Source organism: Leptobacterium flavescens (genome assembly GCF_010671605.1).
GTDB lineage: Bacteria > Bacteroidota > Bacteroidia > Flavobacteriales > Flavobacteriaceae > Leptobacterium > Leptobacterium flavescens.
On the sequence record NZ_JAABOO010000005.1, the window covers coordinates 18,488 to 34,815 of the forward strand.

At 40.4% G+C, this 16,328-nt stretch carries 16 protein-coding genes; 11 read left to right on the plus strand and 5 right to left on the minus strand.

From position 1 onward, the window contains the following. The first annotated feature begins 31 nt into the window (after nucleotides 1-31). The 3 genes from GWK08_RS18895 (at nucleotide 32) to guaB (ending at nucleotide 2,598) form a co-directional block, all read left to right on the plus strand. Nucleotides 32-559, plus strand: a complete 528-nt coding sequence (locus GWK08_RS18895; RefSeq protein ID WP_163608826.1) for an FMN-binding protein — start codon at nucleotides 32-34, stop codon at nucleotides 557-559. After that, a complete protein-coding gene (locus tag GWK08_RS18900; RefSeq protein WP_163608827.1) occupies nucleotides 559-1,059 on the plus strand; it encodes a hypothetical protein in 501 nt (166 codons plus the stop codon). The genes GWK08_RS18895 and GWK08_RS18900 overlap by 1 nt, the downstream gene beginning before the upstream one ends. Nucleotides 1,060-1,125: 66 nt before the next feature. Continuing rightward, nucleotides 1,126-2,598, plus strand: coding sequence for an IMP dehydrogenase (gene guaB / locus GWK08_RS18905; RefSeq protein ID WP_163608828.1), 1,473 nt, complete (start codon nucleotides 1,126-1,128; stop codon nucleotides 2,596-2,598). 28 nt (nucleotides 2,599-2,626) lie between these two features. Here guaB and GWK08_RS18910 read toward each other — a convergent pair whose 3' ends face one another. Both GWK08_RS18910 and GWK08_RS18915 read right to left on the minus strand, forming a co-directional pair. Continuing rightward, nucleotides 2,627-2,863 carry a hypothetical protein gene (locus GWK08_RS18910; RefSeq protein ID WP_163608829.1) on the minus strand — a complete coding sequence of 79 codons (237 nt, stop codon included), beginning with the start codon at nucleotides 2,861-2,863 and terminating at the stop codon, nucleotides 2,627-2,629. Further along, the gene (locus GWK08_RS18915; RefSeq protein ID WP_163608830.1) at nucleotides 2,856-3,311 is read right to left on the minus strand and encodes an SRPBCC family protein; all 456 of its coding nucleotides are present in this window, start codon (nucleotides 3,309-3,311) and stop codon (nucleotides 2,856-2,858) included. Before GWK08_RS18915 ends, GWK08_RS18910 begins: the two co-directional genes overlap by 8 nt. A 124-nt stretch (nucleotides 3,312-3,435) precedes the next feature. Between GWK08_RS18915 and GWK08_RS18920 the strand changes: the two genes are divergently transcribed. The 8 genes from GWK08_RS18920 to GWK08_RS18955 all read left to right on the plus strand — a co-directional run bounded on the left by GWK08_RS18920 (nucleotide 3,436) and on the right by GWK08_RS18955 (nucleotide 13,515). Beyond that, on the plus strand, nucleotides 3,436-5,379 hold the full coding sequence (locus GWK08_RS18920) for a peptidylprolyl isomerase (protein WP_163608831.1): 1,944 nt from the start codon (nucleotides 3,436-3,438) through the stop codon (nucleotides 5,377-5,379). Further along, on the plus strand, nucleotides 5,379-6,236 hold the full coding sequence (locus GWK08_RS18925; protein ID WP_163608832.1) for a peptidylprolyl isomerase: 858 nt from the start codon (nucleotides 5,379-5,381) through the stop codon (nucleotides 6,234-6,236). Before GWK08_RS18920 ends, GWK08_RS18925 begins: the two co-directional genes overlap by 1 nt. Continuing rightward, complete coding sequence (locus GWK08_RS18930) at nucleotides 6,223-7,653, plus strand: peptidylprolyl isomerase (RefSeq protein ID WP_239524962.1); 1,431 nt, start codon at nucleotides 6,223-6,225, stop codon at nucleotides 7,651-7,653. The genes GWK08_RS18925 and GWK08_RS18930 overlap by 14 nt, the downstream gene beginning before the upstream one ends. A gap of 4 nt (nucleotides 7,654-7,657) precedes the next feature. Beyond that, on the plus strand, nucleotides 7,658-8,611 hold the full coding sequence (locus GWK08_RS18935) for an AAA family ATPase (protein WP_163608833.1): 954 nt from the start codon (nucleotides 7,658-7,660) through the stop codon (nucleotides 8,609-8,611). A 227-nt stretch (nucleotides 8,612-8,838) separates the two neighbouring features. Then, nucleotides 8,839-11,103: an aconitate hydratase gene (locus GWK08_RS18940; protein WP_163608834.1), complete on the plus strand. Its 2,265-nt coding sequence runs from the start codon at nucleotides 8,839-8,841 to the stop codon at nucleotides 11,101-11,103. Between the two features lie 383 nt (nucleotides 11,104-11,486). Continuing rightward, nucleotides 11,487-12,158 (plus strand): Crp/Fnr family transcriptional regulator, encoded by a 672-nt coding sequence (locus tag GWK08_RS18945; RefSeq protein ID WP_163608835.1) that lies wholly within the window; start codon nucleotides 11,487-11,489, stop codon nucleotides 12,156-12,158. A 163-nt stretch (nucleotides 12,159-12,321) separates the two neighbouring features. Beyond that, nucleotides 12,322-12,882 (plus strand): TlpA family protein disulfide reductase, encoded by a 561-nt coding sequence (locus GWK08_RS18950; RefSeq protein WP_163608836.1) that lies wholly within the window; start codon nucleotides 12,322-12,324, stop codon nucleotides 12,880-12,882. A 63-nt stretch (nucleotides 12,883-12,945) separates the two neighbouring features. Further along, a complete protein-coding gene (locus tag GWK08_RS18955) occupies nucleotides 12,946-13,515 on the plus strand; it encodes a TlpA family protein disulfide reductase (protein WP_163608837.1) in 570 nt (189 codons plus the stop codon). Between the two features lies 1 nt (nucleotide 13,516). On the opposite strand, the gene GWK08_RS18960 is transcribed toward GWK08_RS18955, so the two are convergent. Genes GWK08_RS18960 through GWK08_RS18970 form a run of 3 tightly spaced genes read right to left on the minus strand, consistent with a single transcriptional unit; the run spans nucleotide 13,517 to nucleotide 16,287 of the window. Then, the gene (locus GWK08_RS18960) at nucleotides 13,517-13,966 is read right to left on the minus strand and encodes a sterol desaturase family protein (protein WP_163608838.1); all 450 of its coding nucleotides are present in this window, start codon (nucleotides 13,964-13,966) and stop codon (nucleotides 13,517-13,519) included. Between the two features lie 14 nt (nucleotides 13,967-13,980). Next, nucleotides 13,981-14,820 carry a phytoene/squalene synthase family protein gene (locus GWK08_RS18965; protein WP_163608839.1) on the minus strand — a complete coding sequence of 280 codons (840 nt, stop codon included), beginning with the start codon at nucleotides 14,818-14,820 and terminating at the stop codon, nucleotides 13,981-13,983. Nucleotides 14,821-14,826: 6 nt separating this feature from the next. Next, a complete protein-coding gene (locus GWK08_RS18970; RefSeq protein WP_163608840.1) occupies nucleotides 14,827-16,287 on the minus strand; it encodes a phytoene desaturase family protein in 1,461 nt (486 codons plus the stop codon). Between the last annotated feature and the right edge of the window lie 41 nt (nucleotides 16,288-16,328).

A 16,328-nucleotide genomic window follows, 5' to 3' on the forward strand; every position in this document is an offset into this window, starting at 1 on the left:
CTTTTGTTTAACTAAATAATACCTTTGCGGCATGAAAACAAATATCATTCTTATCCTTTTTGTTTTTGTATTATCGGCTTCTTTCGGTTTACCGAAGGGAATTCAGAAAAGAGTTGATAAGGAACTGAAGAACGTTTTTGAAGTTGAAACCTTTGAAATGAAGGCGATGCAGGTAGATGCAACCATTGAGGAGCAATTACCGCTTAAAATTGGAGAGAACAAACTCTTCAGGGTCAGTAAAGGAGAAAAACTCCTGGGTTATGCATTTGTAGACAGAGCTCCCAGTAAAACAGCTGAGTTCGATTATTTGGTGATCTTCGATGAGAACCTGATCATAAAAAGGGCAAAGGTACTTATCTATCGTGAGGAGTATGGAGGTGAGATAGGGAGTAAACGATGGTTGAAGCAGTTCATCGGGAAATCCCAAACAGACACTCTCGAATATCAGAAAAATGTTTCAGCAATTTCAGGAGCCACCATATCCGTAAGATCAATGACCAATGCAGTTAATAATGTACTGAAATCTATTGGTATATTGCATGAAAATAATGTCCTTTAATGAAATATAACGGCCTGTTACAAACATTTCCCAAAGAACTAAAGCTTTTTATAGGCGCATTTGTCATTGTACTTTCTATTGGGTATTACACAGGCTTGTCTTTTGTGAGGAATACCGAGTCTCATCACCCTCAGGGAATCGAAGAAAATTATCTGGGTAATGAAGAGGAGGCAGAAGCTTTGGTGATGAAGTTTAAAAAAGGGAAAAGGGAAATGCTTACCATTATCCATACCCATATCCTTTCCATGTCTTTTATTTTCTTCCTTCTGGGAGGGATCCTGTACTTTACCAGGCTGAACAGAAGCCTGAAACTTTTCCTGATGATAGAACCTTTTATCTCTCTCCTGCTGACTTTCGGGGGGATCTACCTTTTGTGGACAGGGATCCTTTGGTTTAAATATATTGTCATGATCTCGGGTATACTTATGACCCTTTCCTTTAGCCTTGCCAGCTTAATTATTTTGTTTCAGTTATTTGGCAGGAAAGCCGAAGTTAAATAAACCTTAGAATCTCTTTCCATTCATTAAAAATGTAGTATATTTGCATGCAATTAAATTTTAATTGCGATGAAAGCACACGATGCTAAATTTGTTGGCGAAGGCCTGACATACGATGACGTACTTCTCGTTCCGAATTATTCGGAAGTTCTTCCCAGGGAGGTAGATATCAAAACAAAATTTACCAGAAATATTACGATAAACGTTCCTATCGTTTCCGCTGCTATGGATACGGTTACGGAGAGTCGTATGGCTATTGCCATTGCCCGTGAAGGAGGGATTGGCGTTCTTCATAAGAACATGACCATCGAGGAGCAGGCACTTAAGGTACGTAAAGTAAAAAGGGCGGAAAGCGGAATGATCATAGATCCCGTTACGCTTCCTTTAACTGCCAAGGTACTGGATGCCAAGAACAATATGAGAGAACATAGTATCGGTGGGATCCCCATTGTGGATGACAGCGGATTTCTAAAAGGGATCGTTACCAACCGAGACCTTCGTTTTGAAAAGAACAACAGTCGCCCGATCGTAGAGGTTATGACCAATGAAAATCTCGTTACTACAGGAGAGGGAACTTCTCTGATGGATGCCGAGGAGATCTTACAGGAGAACAAGATCGAAAAACTCCCGGTTGTAGACAAGGATAATAAACTGGTTGGTTTGATCACCTTTAGAGATATTACCAAATTATCTCAAAAACCCATCGCAAATAAAGATAAATACGGAAGATTAAGAGTAGCGGCAGCCATTGGAGTTACCGGAGATGCTGTGGACAGGGCTGAAGCCCTGGTTAATGCCGGTGTGGACGCTGTGGTGATTGATACGGCTCACGGACATACCCGTGGGGTGGTAACCATACTTAAAGAAGTTAAAAAAGCATTCCCCGAACTGGATGTTGTTGTCGGAAATATTGCAACTCCGGAGGCAGCCAAATACCTTGTAGAGAATGGAGCTGATGCCGTAAAAGTAGGTATAGGCCCGGGATCTATCTGTACTACCCGTGTGGTAGCCGGTGTAGGTTTCCCTCAGTTCTCAGCGGTTCTGGAAGTGGCAGCAGCGATCAAAGGAAGCGGAGTTCCGGTAATTGCAGACGGAGGAATACGTTATACGGGAGATATCCCTAAAGCCATTGCAGCAGGAGCCGATTCTGTTATGCTTGGATCTTTGCTGGCAGGTACCAAAGAATCTCCGGGAGAGACCATCATCTACGAAGGAAGAAAGTTCAAGAGTTACCGTGGAATGGGAAGTGTTGAGGCCATGAAAAAGGGAAGTAAGGACAGGTATTTCCAGGATGTGGAAGATGATATCAAAAAGCTGGTTCCGGAAGGAATTGTAGGCCGTGTTCCCTATAAAGGAGAACTTTATGAAAGTATGCACCAGTTTATCGGCGGATTAAGAGCCGGAATGGGATACTCCGGTGCAAAAGATATAGAAAGCCTGAAAGAGAATGGGAAATTTGTAAGGATCACACATTCGGGAATAAACGAAAGTCACCCTCACGATGTGACCATAACCAAAGAAGCTCCTAACTATTCAAGATAAAAAGATTAAATGCCGGTACTGCCGGCATTTATTTTTCATATAACTCTCCTCTGTGAGGTTTTAAAGCATCCCTTACCTTGATCATCTCCTTTTCGGGGATAACCAGATAGGCAATACTGTGCATATCTGAGAAAGACTCAAAGCCTGTATCTATACAATCTACTTTCTCACTCGCAATATACTCTTTGAGGTGTATCTCGTGATGTTCTGCTGTCTTTTGTGCTGCCGGGCCTCTGAAATCCCAGATCATTTTAATATTACGCATCGGCTACTGAAGTTCCATTTTCTGCAAAGTTCTTAAAATCTACCATAAATTTATAGCTCTGCTTCTTAAATGATCCCGGCATCAGGAAAGCCATTGTTTTCATCATAAAGGTACTGAAACGGAATTCTGTTTTGGAAACCCATTTGGTGGTGTTCTCATCTACAACCTCAAAAAAGTTTTCCTGTTTGTTATAGACCCCCTGGGTTTCGAAAGTGCCATGGAATTCCTCGGGAGCCTGGAGTTTCAGGATGGATTCTGTCATTTCTATTTCCCTTTTTCCCATCTTATAACGAAGTTTACTTTTTGCTCCCTCTTTTCCGGGATCGCCGCTTATATGTTCTAACCCCATAAAGCCCTTCTGCCAGTGCTTCATATTGTCCTGATTATTGAACTTTTGAAATACTTCTTCTCTGGGCAGTTTGATTAGGATCTCATTTTGATACTTCATGATCGGTGATATTTAGTTTTACCAATTTACAAAAAAGCAATTGTTTTTGTATAAGGGGATTAAGCTCACCGGAAATTTGCGCGCTGTTCTCTAATTGTTATTTTTGCCAGTAAACGCAATTTCAATGAAATATTTGTGCTTGTCTATTATTATGTTCTGCCTGTTTTTTGGAGTCAGAGCACAATCAGCCGGTGAGGTATTACTCACCATAGACGGCGCACCCTATTATGCGGATGAGTTCCTGTGGTTCTATAATAAGAACGGACAGCAGACACAGGATCAAAAAGATACCGATATAGACGAACAGATCCGGAATTATATCGATTTTAAACTAAAGGTCCTTGAAGCAAAGGAGATCGGGCTGGATAAAAAGGAAAGTTATATCAGGGAGTTTCAGAAATTCAGAAAGCAACTTTCTAAAAATTACCTGACAGATACGATAGTTACCAACCGGCTTTTACAGCAGGCATATGATCGTTCCAGAAAAGAAATAAATGCAAGCCATATTCTTATCAGATTAGATCAGAAGGCTACACCCGAAGATACTTTAAGGGTATTTAACCGCTTAAAGGAATTGAGGAAAGAAGCCCTGGAAAACGACTTTGATTCGGTTCGTAAGAAGGTACATGACGGCCAAAGTGTTTTCGGGGAAGAACTGGGATACTTTTCTGTTTTCAGAATGGTGTACCCTTTCGAAGAAATGGCTTACGGTACTGAGGTGGGGGATATTTCAGAACCTTTCCGTACCAGGTTCGGATATCATATCCTCAGGGTGAATGATGTTCGGGATCACCGAGGAGAAGTAGAAGTAAGGCAGATCATGGCCAAATATTCGGAAGAGGAAGACAGTATATATCCGGCGGGTAAACGAATACAGGATATCTACCGTAAGATCCAGGACGGAGTGGATTTTGAATTACTTGCCAGGCAGTATTCGGACGACAGGGAGAGCGCTGCCTTAGGTGGGAGGTTACCCGCTTTTAAATCCGGGAAAAACAATTTGAAAAATTTTGAGGATGTATCATTCTCCCTGGAAGAAGGAGAGGTGTCCAAACCCTTTCAGACCAGGTACGGCTGGCATATCGTTAAGGTGATCCGGAAAACTCCGATAGGAAGTTATGAAGAAGAAAAACCAGGACTGGAAACAAGATTGAGAAGAGATCAACGGTCGCAGAAGATTACCGAAGGATTTCTGGACGGGCTTAAAAAGCGTTTTGGTTTTAAGGAATACGAAGATGTAAAAGAAGAAGTGCTGGCATCTGTAAATGAGGAATTCTTAAACAGGAACTGGTTTAAAAAATATTTGGGTGCTTCTTTGCTGAATAAAACGCTCTACACGATAGAGGATACGGAAATTAAAGCAGATCATTTTGCCGAGCACCTCTACAGGGCACAGTTCCGCATTAATTCTAAGGACCTTAAAAAGGTACTTTCAGAACTTTATGAGCGATACCTGAACGATCAGTTGCTGCAGTATTACGAAGAGCACCTGGAGGAGATCAACAGAGAGTTTGCCCATATAGTTGGAGAGTACAGAGATGGTCTATTGCTGTTTGAGATCCTTCAGAGGGAGATCCTTCAGAAATCCGAAACGGAAAGCAAGGAAAGAAGGGATTTTTATGAAGAGAACAAGGAGAATTATTTATGGGACAGGAGGATAAAGGTTGTAATAGCCTCCACCAGAAATACGGAGCTGGCCTCTAAAATTGAAGGCCTCTTCGGGCAGAATAAAACAATAGAAGAAATTAACACTTTGCTGAATAATAAAGAAAAGTCAATTTTGTTATTTAATGAAGGGGTTTTCGAAATTTCAGATAAGCGTTTACCGGCTTCCTATGATCCTGTTAAAGGGATTTCAAATACTAAGGAAAAAGATCACTATTATGTGATCCGGACCCTGGAAGTAATGGAGCCGGGACCCAAAGCCTACGAAGAAGTAAGAGGCCGGGTTATAAACGATTATCAGGAAAAACTTCAGAAAGAATGGCTTTTGGAGCTGAGAAAAAAGCATTCGGTTGAGATCGATAAAAAAGTACTAAAACGAGTAAAGAAAGAACTGACTAAATAATGGTGAAGAAATTTTTTTGTGTGGCCCTTGCTGGGATCTTTTTTTCTTGCACGATTTTTGAGAAGAAAAGTGATGAAAATGCGGTTGCACGGGTTGGAGAGAATTATTTATATGAAGATGAGATCAATACCCTGTTAGGTGAGCGTCTTAACAAGGATGACAGTGCAATGGTCGTTCAGAACTATATTAATGGCTGGGCCAAAAAACAATTGCTTGTAGAGAGGGCCAAAATAAACCTCGATAAGGACAAGATGGCCGAATTTGAAAGATTGATCGAAGAATACAGGATAGATCTTTTAACGGCGGCTTATAAGGAAGCACTTGTGAATCAGGGGATGGATACGATTATTTCTGAGGACGAACTGACCCGGTATTATGAAGACCACAAAGAGAATTTTAAACTGAATGAAGAACTCTTAAAGCTGAGATATGTACAGATAGACCAGAGTTTTTCAGATGTAGAAAGTGTAAAAGAACGATTGACCCGTTTTAACGAGGAAGATAAATTAGAGCTGGAAGCTATTGCATTACAGTTCAAATCTTTCTCCTTAAACGACTCGATATGGATAAAAGCAGTGCAGTTTATTCAGAAAGTACCATTGATAAATGCCAATAACAGAAGCAGATACTTAAAAAAATCACAATTTTTTGAGCTAACAGATTCTTTAGAAGTATATTTGGTGCATGTGAATGACATTTTAAAGCGTAATGAAACTGCTCCTTTAGAATATGTCAAACCAACCATTCAGCAGATTATCTTAAACAAAAGAAAGCTGGAGTTTATTAGGAATTTAGAAAAAGATTTAATTGATGATGCTATTCAAAAAAAACAATTTGAAGTTTATGAAAAGAATTAGTTATGTAGCAGGCCTTTTTTCATTTTTGGCTGTACAGGTTCTGACAGCACAGGAAGTGGCCTCAGGAATAGTTAATGAAGAAGCGAGCAAGAATGTTGTAAAAACAGCAGATACAACCCAAGTAACTACGAGAATTAAAGTAGACGGAGTGGCTGCGGTGATCGGAGACTATGTGATATTGGAATCTGATGTGGATAAGATCCTGATAGACATCAGATCGCAGGGAGGAAAAGCAGAAGACGTTACCAAATGTCAGTTGCTCGGAAAGCTGATGGAAGACAAATTGTATGCACACCATGCTGTTCAGGATAGTATTGAGGTATCCGATACCGAGATACAGAATGTGGTTTCCTATAAGATCGAGCAATTTGTTGCGCAGGTTGGTTCTATGGAAAAGTTACTGCAGTTTTACAATAAGGACAGTGAAGAAAGTTTCAGGGAAGAGCTTTTCGAAATAGAAAAAGGAAGGGAATTATCAGACAGGATGAGATCCAAGATCCTGGAAGAGATAGAGATCACTCCCGAAGAAGTTCGTCAGTGGTTTAATAAGATCCCAAAAGATGAGCTTCCTGTTTTCGGTGCGGAAATGGAATTGGCTCAGATCGTAAAGCTGCCAAAAGCTTCCAAGGAAGAGATAGACCGTGTGGTAAATCGTTTAAAGGAAATGAAGCGCGACGTTGAGGAAAACGGAGCCAGTTTTGCAACCAAGGCTATTCTGAATTCCAAGGATGAAGGTTCGAGAGCTAAAGGAGGTTTTTATTCGATCAACAAAAAGACAAACTTTGTAAAAGAGTTTAAAGACGTTGCCTATTCTCTGGAAGAAGGACAGGTTTCAGATCCTTTCGAAACTGACTTCGGATGGCATATACTTATGGTAGAAAAGATAAGAGGGCAGGAGCTGGATGTACGCCACATCCTGTTAAAGCCTGAAGTATCCGATAAAGCCATGGATGAGGCGAAAGAAGAACTCAACCTGATCCGTAAGAGGATAATGGATAAAGAGATGACCTTCGAAGAGGCAGCAAAAGAATTTTCAGATCAGAAAGAAACCAAGTTCGACGGAGGGGTGTTGAGAAACCCAACGAATTTTGACACGCGTTTTGAACTTAACAAAATCGATCCGATCCTTTACAATCAGGTGAGAGACCTGAAAGGAAACGAAATATCACTTCCGGTTATTCAGGAAGGAGATACCGGAAATATTGCCGGATATAAAATATTAAGAGTAACAGACAGACACGACGAACATCCCGCCGACTTTTCAAAGGATTATCTTAAGATCCAGGAATTGGCACTAAGAGATAAGCAACGCAAAGTTATAGAAGAATGGACAGTAAAAAAGATCAAGGATACATACATCAATGTAAGTCCTGATAACAGAAGCTGTAACTTTGCCCTTAACTGGCTTAAAAAATAATTATATGTCAGACGTAGCTGCCGTTAACAGCCTGGTAGAAAAACACCAGGTACTTAAAAAAGAAATTGCAAAAGTAATTGTAGGTCAGGAAAAAGTAATAGATGAGATCTTATTATCTATTTACGCCGGAGGACATGCCTTGTTGATAGGAGTTCCCGGACTGGCCAAAACCCTCATGGTAAATACCATTGCCCAAACCCTTGGGCTTGAATTCAAGCGTATTCAGTTTACCCCGGACCTTATGCCGAGTGATATTCTCGGAAGTGAGATCCTGGATCAGAACCGTGAGTTTAAATTTGTTAAGGGCCCCGTTTTTGCCAATATAATCCTGGCAGATGAGATTAACAGGACTCCTCCCAAAACCCAGGCGGCCCTGCTGGAAGCTATGCAGGAAAGAGCAGTAACTGTAGCAGGACATCACTACAAGCTGGACTTACCCTATTTTGTTCTTGCAACCCAGAACCCGATAGAGCAGGAAGGGACATATCCCTTGCCCGAAGCTCAGCTGGACCGTTTTATGTTTGCCATAGAACTGAATTACCCGTCCTATGCGGAAGAAGTTGAGGTGGTTAAATCGACTACTTCTCAGTTAAGTCAGGAAGTCAATCCTCTGTTTACTGCAAAGGAGATCGTGGAGATCCAGCATCTTATCCGTAAAGTTCCCGTTGCAGATAACGTTATCGAATACGCGGTAAAACTGGTAGGTAAGACCAGACCGGGTGGCGAATACGCTCCGGAACTTGTAAATCAGTATGTAGACTGGGGAGCAGGTCCGAGAGCATCTCAAAACCTTATTCTTGCGGCTAAAGCCAACGCAGTGGTAAACGGAAAATACTCTCCGGATATAGAAGATGTAAAGTCGGTTGCACCTGGAATTTTAAGGCACAGGGTCATCAAAAACTACAAAGCAGAGGCCGAAGGTCTTACGATCGATAAAATTATATCTGAACTTCTGTAATTTATAACCATTCTAAAATTGTAGACTACATAAAAAAAGAGGGGTATAATTGTGTATTCCTCAATTTTTTAAAGATTTAATTATTTTTTAAAAGTAATCCGGATTTTCTTCGACTAATTGACCAATTACGCAGAATTTCACGGATAGGATTTATTGATTCCGGGCTTTAAAAGCTTAACCTATTTTCGTAAATTCGCAGGACTTTCAAACTAAAAACTAATACATTTATGGCTTTTGATATTGAAATGATTAAAGGAGTGTACGAAGGGATAGCAGAACGTGTTGACAAAGCACGCGAAGTTGTCGGAAGACCTTTAACACTCTCAGAAAAAATATTGTATGCTCACCTTTGGGATGGGAACCCTGAAAACGCATTTGTAAGAGGAAAAGATTATGTAGATTTCGCACCCGACAGGATTGCCTGTCAGGATGCTACGGCACAAATGGCGTTATTACAGTTTATGCAGGCAGGAAAGGCTAAGGTAGCCGTACCTACTACAGTACACTGTGATCACCTTATCCAGGCAAAAATGGGGGCGGCAATCGATCTTAAAACCGCAAATGCAACCAGTAGTGAGGTTTTTGATTTCCTCGCTTCTGTATCAAATAAATACGGAATAGGTTTCTGGAAACCGGGAGCAGGGATTATCCACCAGGTAGTACTGGAAAATTATGCTTTCCCCGGAGGAATGATGATCGGAACAGATTCTCACACTGTTAATGCAGGAGGATTGGGAATGCTGGCTATCGGAGTTGGTGGAGCTGATGCTGTTGATGTGATGGCAGGAATGCCATGGGAGCTTAAATTCCCTAAACTTATCGGTGTAAAACTAACCGGAAAACTTTCCGGATGGACTGCACCTAAAGATGTGATCCTTAAAGTAGCAGGTATCCTGACCGTAAAAGGAGGAACCGGAGCTATTATTGAATATTTTGGCGAAGGTGCCAAAGCTATGTCTTGTACAGGTAAAGGTACTATTTGTAATATGGGTGCTGAAGTTGGAGCTACTACCTCTACCTTCGGTTATGACGATTCTATGGAGCGCTATTTAAGGGCTACCGGAAGAGCAGATGTTGCGGATGCAGCCAATGAAGTAAAAGAATACCTTACTGCAGATGAAGAAGTGTATGCAGATCCTGAGCAGTATTTTGATGAACTGATCGAGATCAACCTGTCTGAGTTAAGACCTCACCTGAACGGACCTTTTACTCCGGACCTTGCCACTCCTGTTGGAGAACTTGGCGATAAGGCCAGAGAGAACGATTGGCCGATCAAGGTAGACTGGGGATTGATAGGATCCTGTACGAACTCTTCTTATGAAGATCTTACCAGAGCAGCTTCTATTGCAAAGCAGGCTGTAGATAAAAATATTAAGGCAAAATCAGACTTCGGTATCAACCCTGGATCCGAGCAGATCAGATATACGGCAGAACGAGACGGATTGCTTAAGATCTTCGAAGACCTGGATGCTACCATCTTTACAAATGCCTGTGGTCCGTGTATCGGGCAATGGGACAGAAGTGACCTTAAAGGAGAAGAAAAGAATACCATTGTACATTCCTTTAACAGGAACTTCTCAAAAAGAGCCGATGGTAACCCGAATACACACGCTTTTGTAGGTTCGCCGGAAATGGTTGCAGCTATTGCGATCTCCGGGCGTCTTGACTTTGACCCTGTAAACGATTCTCTGATCAATGAGAACGGAGAAGAAGTAAAACTTGACGAACCACAAGGGATCGAGCTTCCACCAAGAGGTTTTGATGTGGAAGATGCAGGATATGTAGAACCTGTTGCAGATGGTTCCGGTGTTGAGGTGAGCGTAAGCCCAACCTCTGAGCGTCTGGAGATACTTACTCCGTTTGCGCCATGGGACGGACAGAATATTACAGGAGCTAAATTGCTGATCAAAGCATTCGGAAAATGTACAACAGACCATATCTCTATGGCAGGGCCATGGTTACGCTTCAGAGGACACCTCGACAATATTTCGAATAACTGTCTTATCGGAGCGGTGAATGCTTATAACAAGAAAACAAATTTTGTAAAGAACCAGTTAACCGGTGAATACGGTGGGGTACCTGATACACAGCGTGAATATAAAGCTCAGGGAATACCAACAGTAGTGGTTGGAGATCACAACTACGGAGAAGGATCTTCCAGAGAGCACGCTGCCATGGAGCCACGTCACCTTGGAGTGAAGGTAGTATTGGTGAAATCTTTCGCAAGGATTCACGAGACCAATCTTAAAAAGCAGGGAATGCTGGGAATTACTTTCGCTAATGAGAGTGATTATGATAAAATCCAGGAAGACGATACTTTCAATTTTATCGATCTGACCGATTTTGCTCCCGGAAAACAGTTAACCATTGAAGTGGTTCACGCTGACGGAACAAAAGATGTGATCAAAGCGAATCACTCGTATAACGATTCTCAAATTGAATGGTTTAAAGAAGGATCTGCACTAAATCTTATAAAGAAGCAGAACGCCTGATCCTGAATTATGATAAAAGAAAAAACCCTGACGGAGACGTCAGGGTTTTTTTGTTGGGTAATAAAACTTGTTTAATAAAAAATTAAACCATTTTAATAGGGGTAATAAAAAATCAAGTAACAATTATTAATACAAATGATATGTATCGAATATACACTAAATCAAATAGTATATAATTTTGATAGGACAAATATGGGATAAATGTTAAAAAGAAACTGTTAGCTAGCTAACTTAACTATAGAAATGTAGTTAAAGATTTACTAAAAATAAATTTTTTTAATAAATTTCATAATGCTAGACTATTGAGACATAAATTTTAGTGATAGGAATTGTGTTAATAAATCGATTTTCCAACGACCTTAGAAATAGCTAATTAAATAACAATGAAATCACTCTGGTTTTTAGACGATGTAGACTTATTTAAGATCTTTTGCCCTCATAAGTATAAAGGTTTTAAAGAGAAGCACAGTTTCGACTTCTACAAGAAGGGAGACTATATTTATATGCAGGAAGATCGTGCCAATAAGGTATATCTTATTAATGAAGGAAAAATAAAAATAGGATATTATACCGATGATGGGGAGGAAGTGGTCACTGCTATTTTGTCTAAAGGAGATATCTTCGGGGAAAAAGCGATCCTGGGAGAAGAGAAGAGAGATGAATTTGCACGGTCCTTCAGCAGGCGAACATCTATCTGCGTTCTTACTTCCGATGTGATGCAGGATATGATGCGGGAAAACCAGTCGTTTAGCCTTAAAATACACAAGATCCTGGGCTTTAGGATCAAAAAGCTGGAAAGAAGACTTCAGTTATTACTTTTTAAAGACTCCAAGACCCGATTATTAGAGTTCCTTCTGGAACTTTATGAAGAGTACGGGCACTGCTGTCCGGAAACGGGAGATAAGGTCATTGAGCACCCCTATACGCAAAAAGATATTGCCGGTTTAATAGGTACTTCACGCTCTACCCTTAATATCATCCTGAATGAACTCAGAGATGCCAGAATCGTTAATTTCAGCAGAAAGGAAATAAGGATCATTAACGATGTTGCTTAAGAGCTAATATCAACTTAATAAAATATTAAAGCTGTCCTTTCTCTCTTTTAAAATTAGTAGTTTTGTCCAGAACTCAAATGGATTTCAAATTGCATTATAAGATGTTTTTAAAAGCACTTATGGAGCACTGCTATATTAAAAGAATCTGTCAAAATAAATTTCCATGAAGAATAAGAAGCGACTACTCATCAATATATTAATTATTGCAGTTGTTTTAGCATTTTTTATCACCCCGCTGGGGCATGAGAGTAAGATCCTTTTAAACCGTATCATGGCTTTCAGCCCGGAGACCATTAAGGTTGAGGATCGTCAGAAAATTTCTGATTTCGACTGGAAACTCAAAGATGAGAACTGGGATTTCTTTAATTTTAAAGATTCTAAAGGAGAAGTGATCTTTGTACATTTCTGGGCTTCCTGGAGGATCCCTTCTATAGCAGAAGCAAAAAGTATTCAGAAATTGTACAACGACTATAAAGGCAAGGTTCGTTTTTACCTGATCACCAATGAAACCAGGGAACCGGTAGAAGAACTGATGGCGAAAAGGGGATATGATTTTCCGGTAACCTACCTTATTATTGATGAGAAAATGCCTTTTGATGCCGATAAGATCCCTTCTACTTACGTAATAGACAGAGACGGGTATATTGCCCTGGAAAGGTTCGGGATCGCTAACTGGAACAGCAAAGGAGTACGAAAGCTACTGGATGAGCTTATTGAGGATTAGGTACTGCATTAAAAATGTCAGAATCAAAACAAATCCCCGACTATAAAGAATATAAATGAAGTTATGAAATTATCTAAAAATCAACTTTCCAACCTCGGTCTTCTGATCTTTATTGTTGTTTTTCTTTTTACTCCGGTAGGGAAGACCTTAAAGATATGGACCAATCGCTTACTGGCGTTTAGTCCGTCGGTGGTTTCCGTAGAGGACAGGTCATCCCTGTCTACCTATGAATGGAACTTAAATCAGATCAGCGGGGACAGGACAGGAAGTTTTGATTTTAGGGATGCCGAAGGCAAAGTGGTTTTGGTTAATTTATGGGCTACGTGGTGCCCTCCCTGTATTGCCGAGATGCCAAGCTTGCAGGAATTATACAATGATTATAAGGAAGAGGTGGTTTTTCTTTTTGTTACGCATGAAGAACAGGAAAGAGTACTAAGCTTTTTAAATAAGAACGGATACAACATTCCTGTATTCCAACCCCTGACTACCATCCCGGAAGAAATTAATTCCAATAGTATTCCCGCTACTTTCCTGATAGATAAGAACGGTAAGATTGCCATTAAAAAGAAAGGTGCTGCAGACTGGAACAGCAATACGGTGAGAAACCAGATAGATCAGTTGGTAGGGCAGTAATTTACTTTTTAAAATACTTAAACGGAACGATCAGCATTCCAAAACATTCCCCATCCTCTTTTCCCAGATGTTTATGATGCATTTTATGTGCTCTCCTGATACCCCTGGCGTACCAGTTATTTGCATTTCTGAAAAGCTTAAAACGCTGATGAATAAAGATGTCGTGTACCATAAAATAGGCAAAACCATAGGCTACAATCCCCAAACCGATCGGCCATCCGTACCAGAATGAGGTGTAATTCCCGATAAAAATAAAACTCATACTAACCACTGCATAGAAAAGAAAGAAAGCATCGTTTCTCTCAAACCAGGAATCGTGATCCTTTTTGTGATGATCTTTATGAAGACTCCACAAAAAACCATGCATGATGTATTTATGCGTAAACCACGCCATAAATTCCATTACCGAGAACGAAAGAATAAAAATACCTATCCAGATCAGAGTGTTCATCAGTTTGTTTTTAGTTATATCAAATTTAGCCTATAATTCAGATATGAGGAAGCCAATAACCCGAATTTTTGATAATTGGGAACCCTGATACGGGTGTTCTTTATTTCGAGCGGAGGCGTCTTCTTCAGTTTGGTCAACAGCTTTGTATAATATTTATAAGCGGTATACACCCCGAATTTGGCTTCTACGGGCAATTTTAAAATACCTTCATAACCCAGAGCAAAATCATTTTCTATCTCATCGATGATCCGTTGTTTGGAGGCTTCATCCAGGCTGTTGAGGTCTGTATTCGGAAAATAAGTGCGATTTAATCCTTCAAAATCGGCTTTCAGATCTCTGAGGAAATTCACTTTTTGAAAAGCAGAACCCAGGGCCATAGCCGAAGATTTGAGTTGCTCGAATTTTTCGATACCCCCATTCACAAATACCTTTAAACACATCAGTCCAACCACATCGGCAGAACCGTAAATATATTCCTCATACTCCTCCTGTGTTTCATAAACACTTTTAACCAGATCCAGCCTCATACTCTTCATAAAAGCCCGGATCAGTTCATCTTCTATCTGGTATTTATGAACGGTATGTTGAAAAGAATTCAGAATGGGGTTAAGGCTTATTTTTTGAGTTAAAGCATCATCCAGGGCCTTCTCAAAATCGTTGAAAAGCTGTTCTTTTTCATAATCGTGAAAACTATCGACGATCTCATCCGCAAAGCGAACAAAACCATATATGTTGTATATGTCCTGCCTGATTTCAGGCGCCAGCATCTTAACAGCCATAGAAAAAGAGGTGCTGTAGGATCCTGTAACAATACGGCTGCATTTATTGGAAACATGGTCAAAGATAGCTTTCATATCGAATCAGTTTTGATTTTGTATTAGTTCTGCGGCCAGTTTGCCTGAAATAAGCGAAGGAGGAACTCCGGGGCCGGGAACGGTTAATTGCCCGGTAAAATATAAGTTCTTCACTTTTTTGCTTTTCAGCTTAGGCCTTAAAAAGGCGGTTTGCATAAGGGTATTTGCCAAACCATATGCATTTCCTTTATAAGAATTGTACTCTTTAACAAAATCGTTGACACAGAACGACTCTTTAAAGATAACATTATTTTTAACCTGCTGATCTGTAATGTTTTCGAATCTTCCAACAATAAGATCAAAGTATTTATCCCGTAATTGAGGGGTGTCTTCTATGCCCGGAGCAAGGGGAATAAGAAAGATACCGGCCTCACAACCTTCGGGTGCCGAATTTTTGTCGGTTTTGGAAGGGAAACTGGCATAGAAAAGGGGATTTGCCGGCCATCGCGGGTCGTCATAGATAGCATCTGCATGAATATCAAAATCAACATCAAAGAATAAGGTATGATGTTCTACATTATCTAATTTTTTATCAAAACCTACATAGAAGAGCAGGGAAGAGGGAGCAAAAGTCCTTTTACTCCAGTACTTTTCGGAATAAGCCCTGTACTCAGGAGCTAAAAGCGATTCGGTATGATGATAGTCCGCGCCACTTAAGACAATATCAGCCTCAACTTTCTTTCCATTGCTTATCAGTCCCTTTGCTTCTCCGTTTTCTACCAGTATCTTTTCTACATTTTGCCCGGTTTTAAAATCTACCCCCAATTCGATTGCCAGTGCGGAGATACCTTCAATTACACTGTACATTCCGTTTAGCGGATGCCACGTTCCGAGCCCGAAATCGGCATAGTTCATAAAGTTGTAAAAGGAAGGTGTATCTCCGGGTTTTGCACCCAGAAATAATACGGGAAATTCAAGGATCTGAACCAGTCGTTTGTTCTTAAACTCTTTCCGTACCTGTTTTTTAATAGTACTGAAGAACAATCCTATCTTTCTGATAGTTTGCGGGCTAATGAGCTCCAGGGGAGACAAACCGGGACGGTAAACGAGGTCTTTAATGGCTACCTCATAGTTGTTTTCTGCCTGGGATATAAACTTCCTCAGTTTTGCTGCACTTCCTTTTTCTTCTTTTTCAAAAGCATCACAAATCTTGTCGAGAGTATCGGCGATGGTGATCGCGTCGTTCTTTCCGAAATATACACTGTAGGCAGGATTGAGTTTTTGAAGGGTATAGTAGTCAGAAGGTTTTTTACCGAAGTCATTAAAAAAACGTTCAAAGACATCAGGCATCCAATACCAGGTAGGGCCAATATCGAAAACAAAGCCATCTTTTTTAAGTTGCCTTGCCCTTCCGCCCAGGCTTTTATTTTTCTCCAAAACAGTTACATTATGCCCTGCTTTAGCCAGGTAGCAAGAGGCAGCTAGAGAAGAAAATCCGGAACCTATGATCAGTATGTTTGATTTCATTGTTTAACAAATATAGTAAAATCGTTAAACAAAAAAATAAA

What these genes read in the sequence shown, in the direction of transcription:
- GWK08_RS18895 (WP_163608826.1), top strand. Translation starts at nt 32, where the DNA reads ATGAAAACAAATATCATTCTTATCCTTTTTGTTTTTGTATTATCGGCT.
- GWK08_RS18900 (WP_163608827.1), top strand. Translation starts at nt 559, where the DNA reads ATGAAATATAACGGCCTGTTACAAACATTTCCCAAAGAACTAAAGCTT.
- guaB (WP_163608828.1), top strand. Translation starts at nt 1,126, where the DNA reads ATGAAAGCACACGATGCTAAATTTGTTGGCGAAGGCCTGACATACGAT.
- GWK08_RS18910 (WP_163608829.1), bottom strand. Translation starts at nt 2,863, where the DNA reads ATGCGTAATATTAAAATGATCTGGGATTTCAGAGGCCCGGCAGCACAA.
- GWK08_RS18915 (WP_163608830.1), bottom strand. Translation starts at nt 3,311, where the DNA reads ATGAAGTATCAAAATGAGATCCTAATCAAACTGCCCAGAGAAGAAGTA.
- GWK08_RS18920 (WP_163608831.1), top strand. Translation starts at nt 3,436, where the DNA reads ATGAAATATTTGTGCTTGTCTATTATTATGTTCTGCCTGTTTTTTGGA.
- GWK08_RS18925 (WP_163608832.1), top strand. Translation starts at nt 5,379, where the DNA reads ATGGTGAAGAAATTTTTTTGTGTGGCCCTTGCTGGGATCTTTTTTTCT.
- GWK08_RS18930 (WP_239524962.1), top strand. Translation starts at nt 6,223, where the DNA reads ATGAAAAGAATTAGTTATGTAGCAGGCCTTTTTTCATTTTTGGCTGTA.
- GWK08_RS18935 (WP_163608833.1), top strand. Translation starts at nt 7,658, where the DNA reads ATGTCAGACGTAGCTGCCGTTAACAGCCTGGTAGAAAAACACCAGGTA.
- GWK08_RS18940 (WP_163608834.1), top strand. Translation starts at nt 8,839, where the DNA reads ATGGCTTTTGATATTGAAATGATTAAAGGAGTGTACGAAGGGATAGCA.
- GWK08_RS18945 (WP_163608835.1), top strand. Translation starts at nt 11,487, where the DNA reads ATGAAATCACTCTGGTTTTTAGACGATGTAGACTTATTTAAGATCTTT.
- GWK08_RS18950 (WP_163608836.1), top strand. Translation starts at nt 12,322, where the DNA reads ATGAAGAATAAGAAGCGACTACTCATCAATATATTAATTATTGCAGTT.
- GWK08_RS18955 (WP_163608837.1), top strand. Translation starts at nt 12,946, where the DNA reads ATGAAATTATCTAAAAATCAACTTTCCAACCTCGGTCTTCTGATCTTT.
- GWK08_RS18960 (WP_163608838.1), bottom strand. Translation starts at nt 13,966, where the DNA reads ATGAACACTCTGATCTGGATAGGTATTTTTATTCTTTCGTTCTCGGTA.
- GWK08_RS18965 (WP_163608839.1), bottom strand. Translation starts at nt 14,820, where the DNA reads ATGAAAGCTATCTTTGACCATGTTTCCAATAAATGCAGCCGTATTGTT.
- GWK08_RS18970 (WP_163608840.1), bottom strand. Translation starts at nt 16,287, where the DNA reads ATGAAATCAAACATACTGATCATAGGTTCCGGATTTTCTTCTCTAGCT.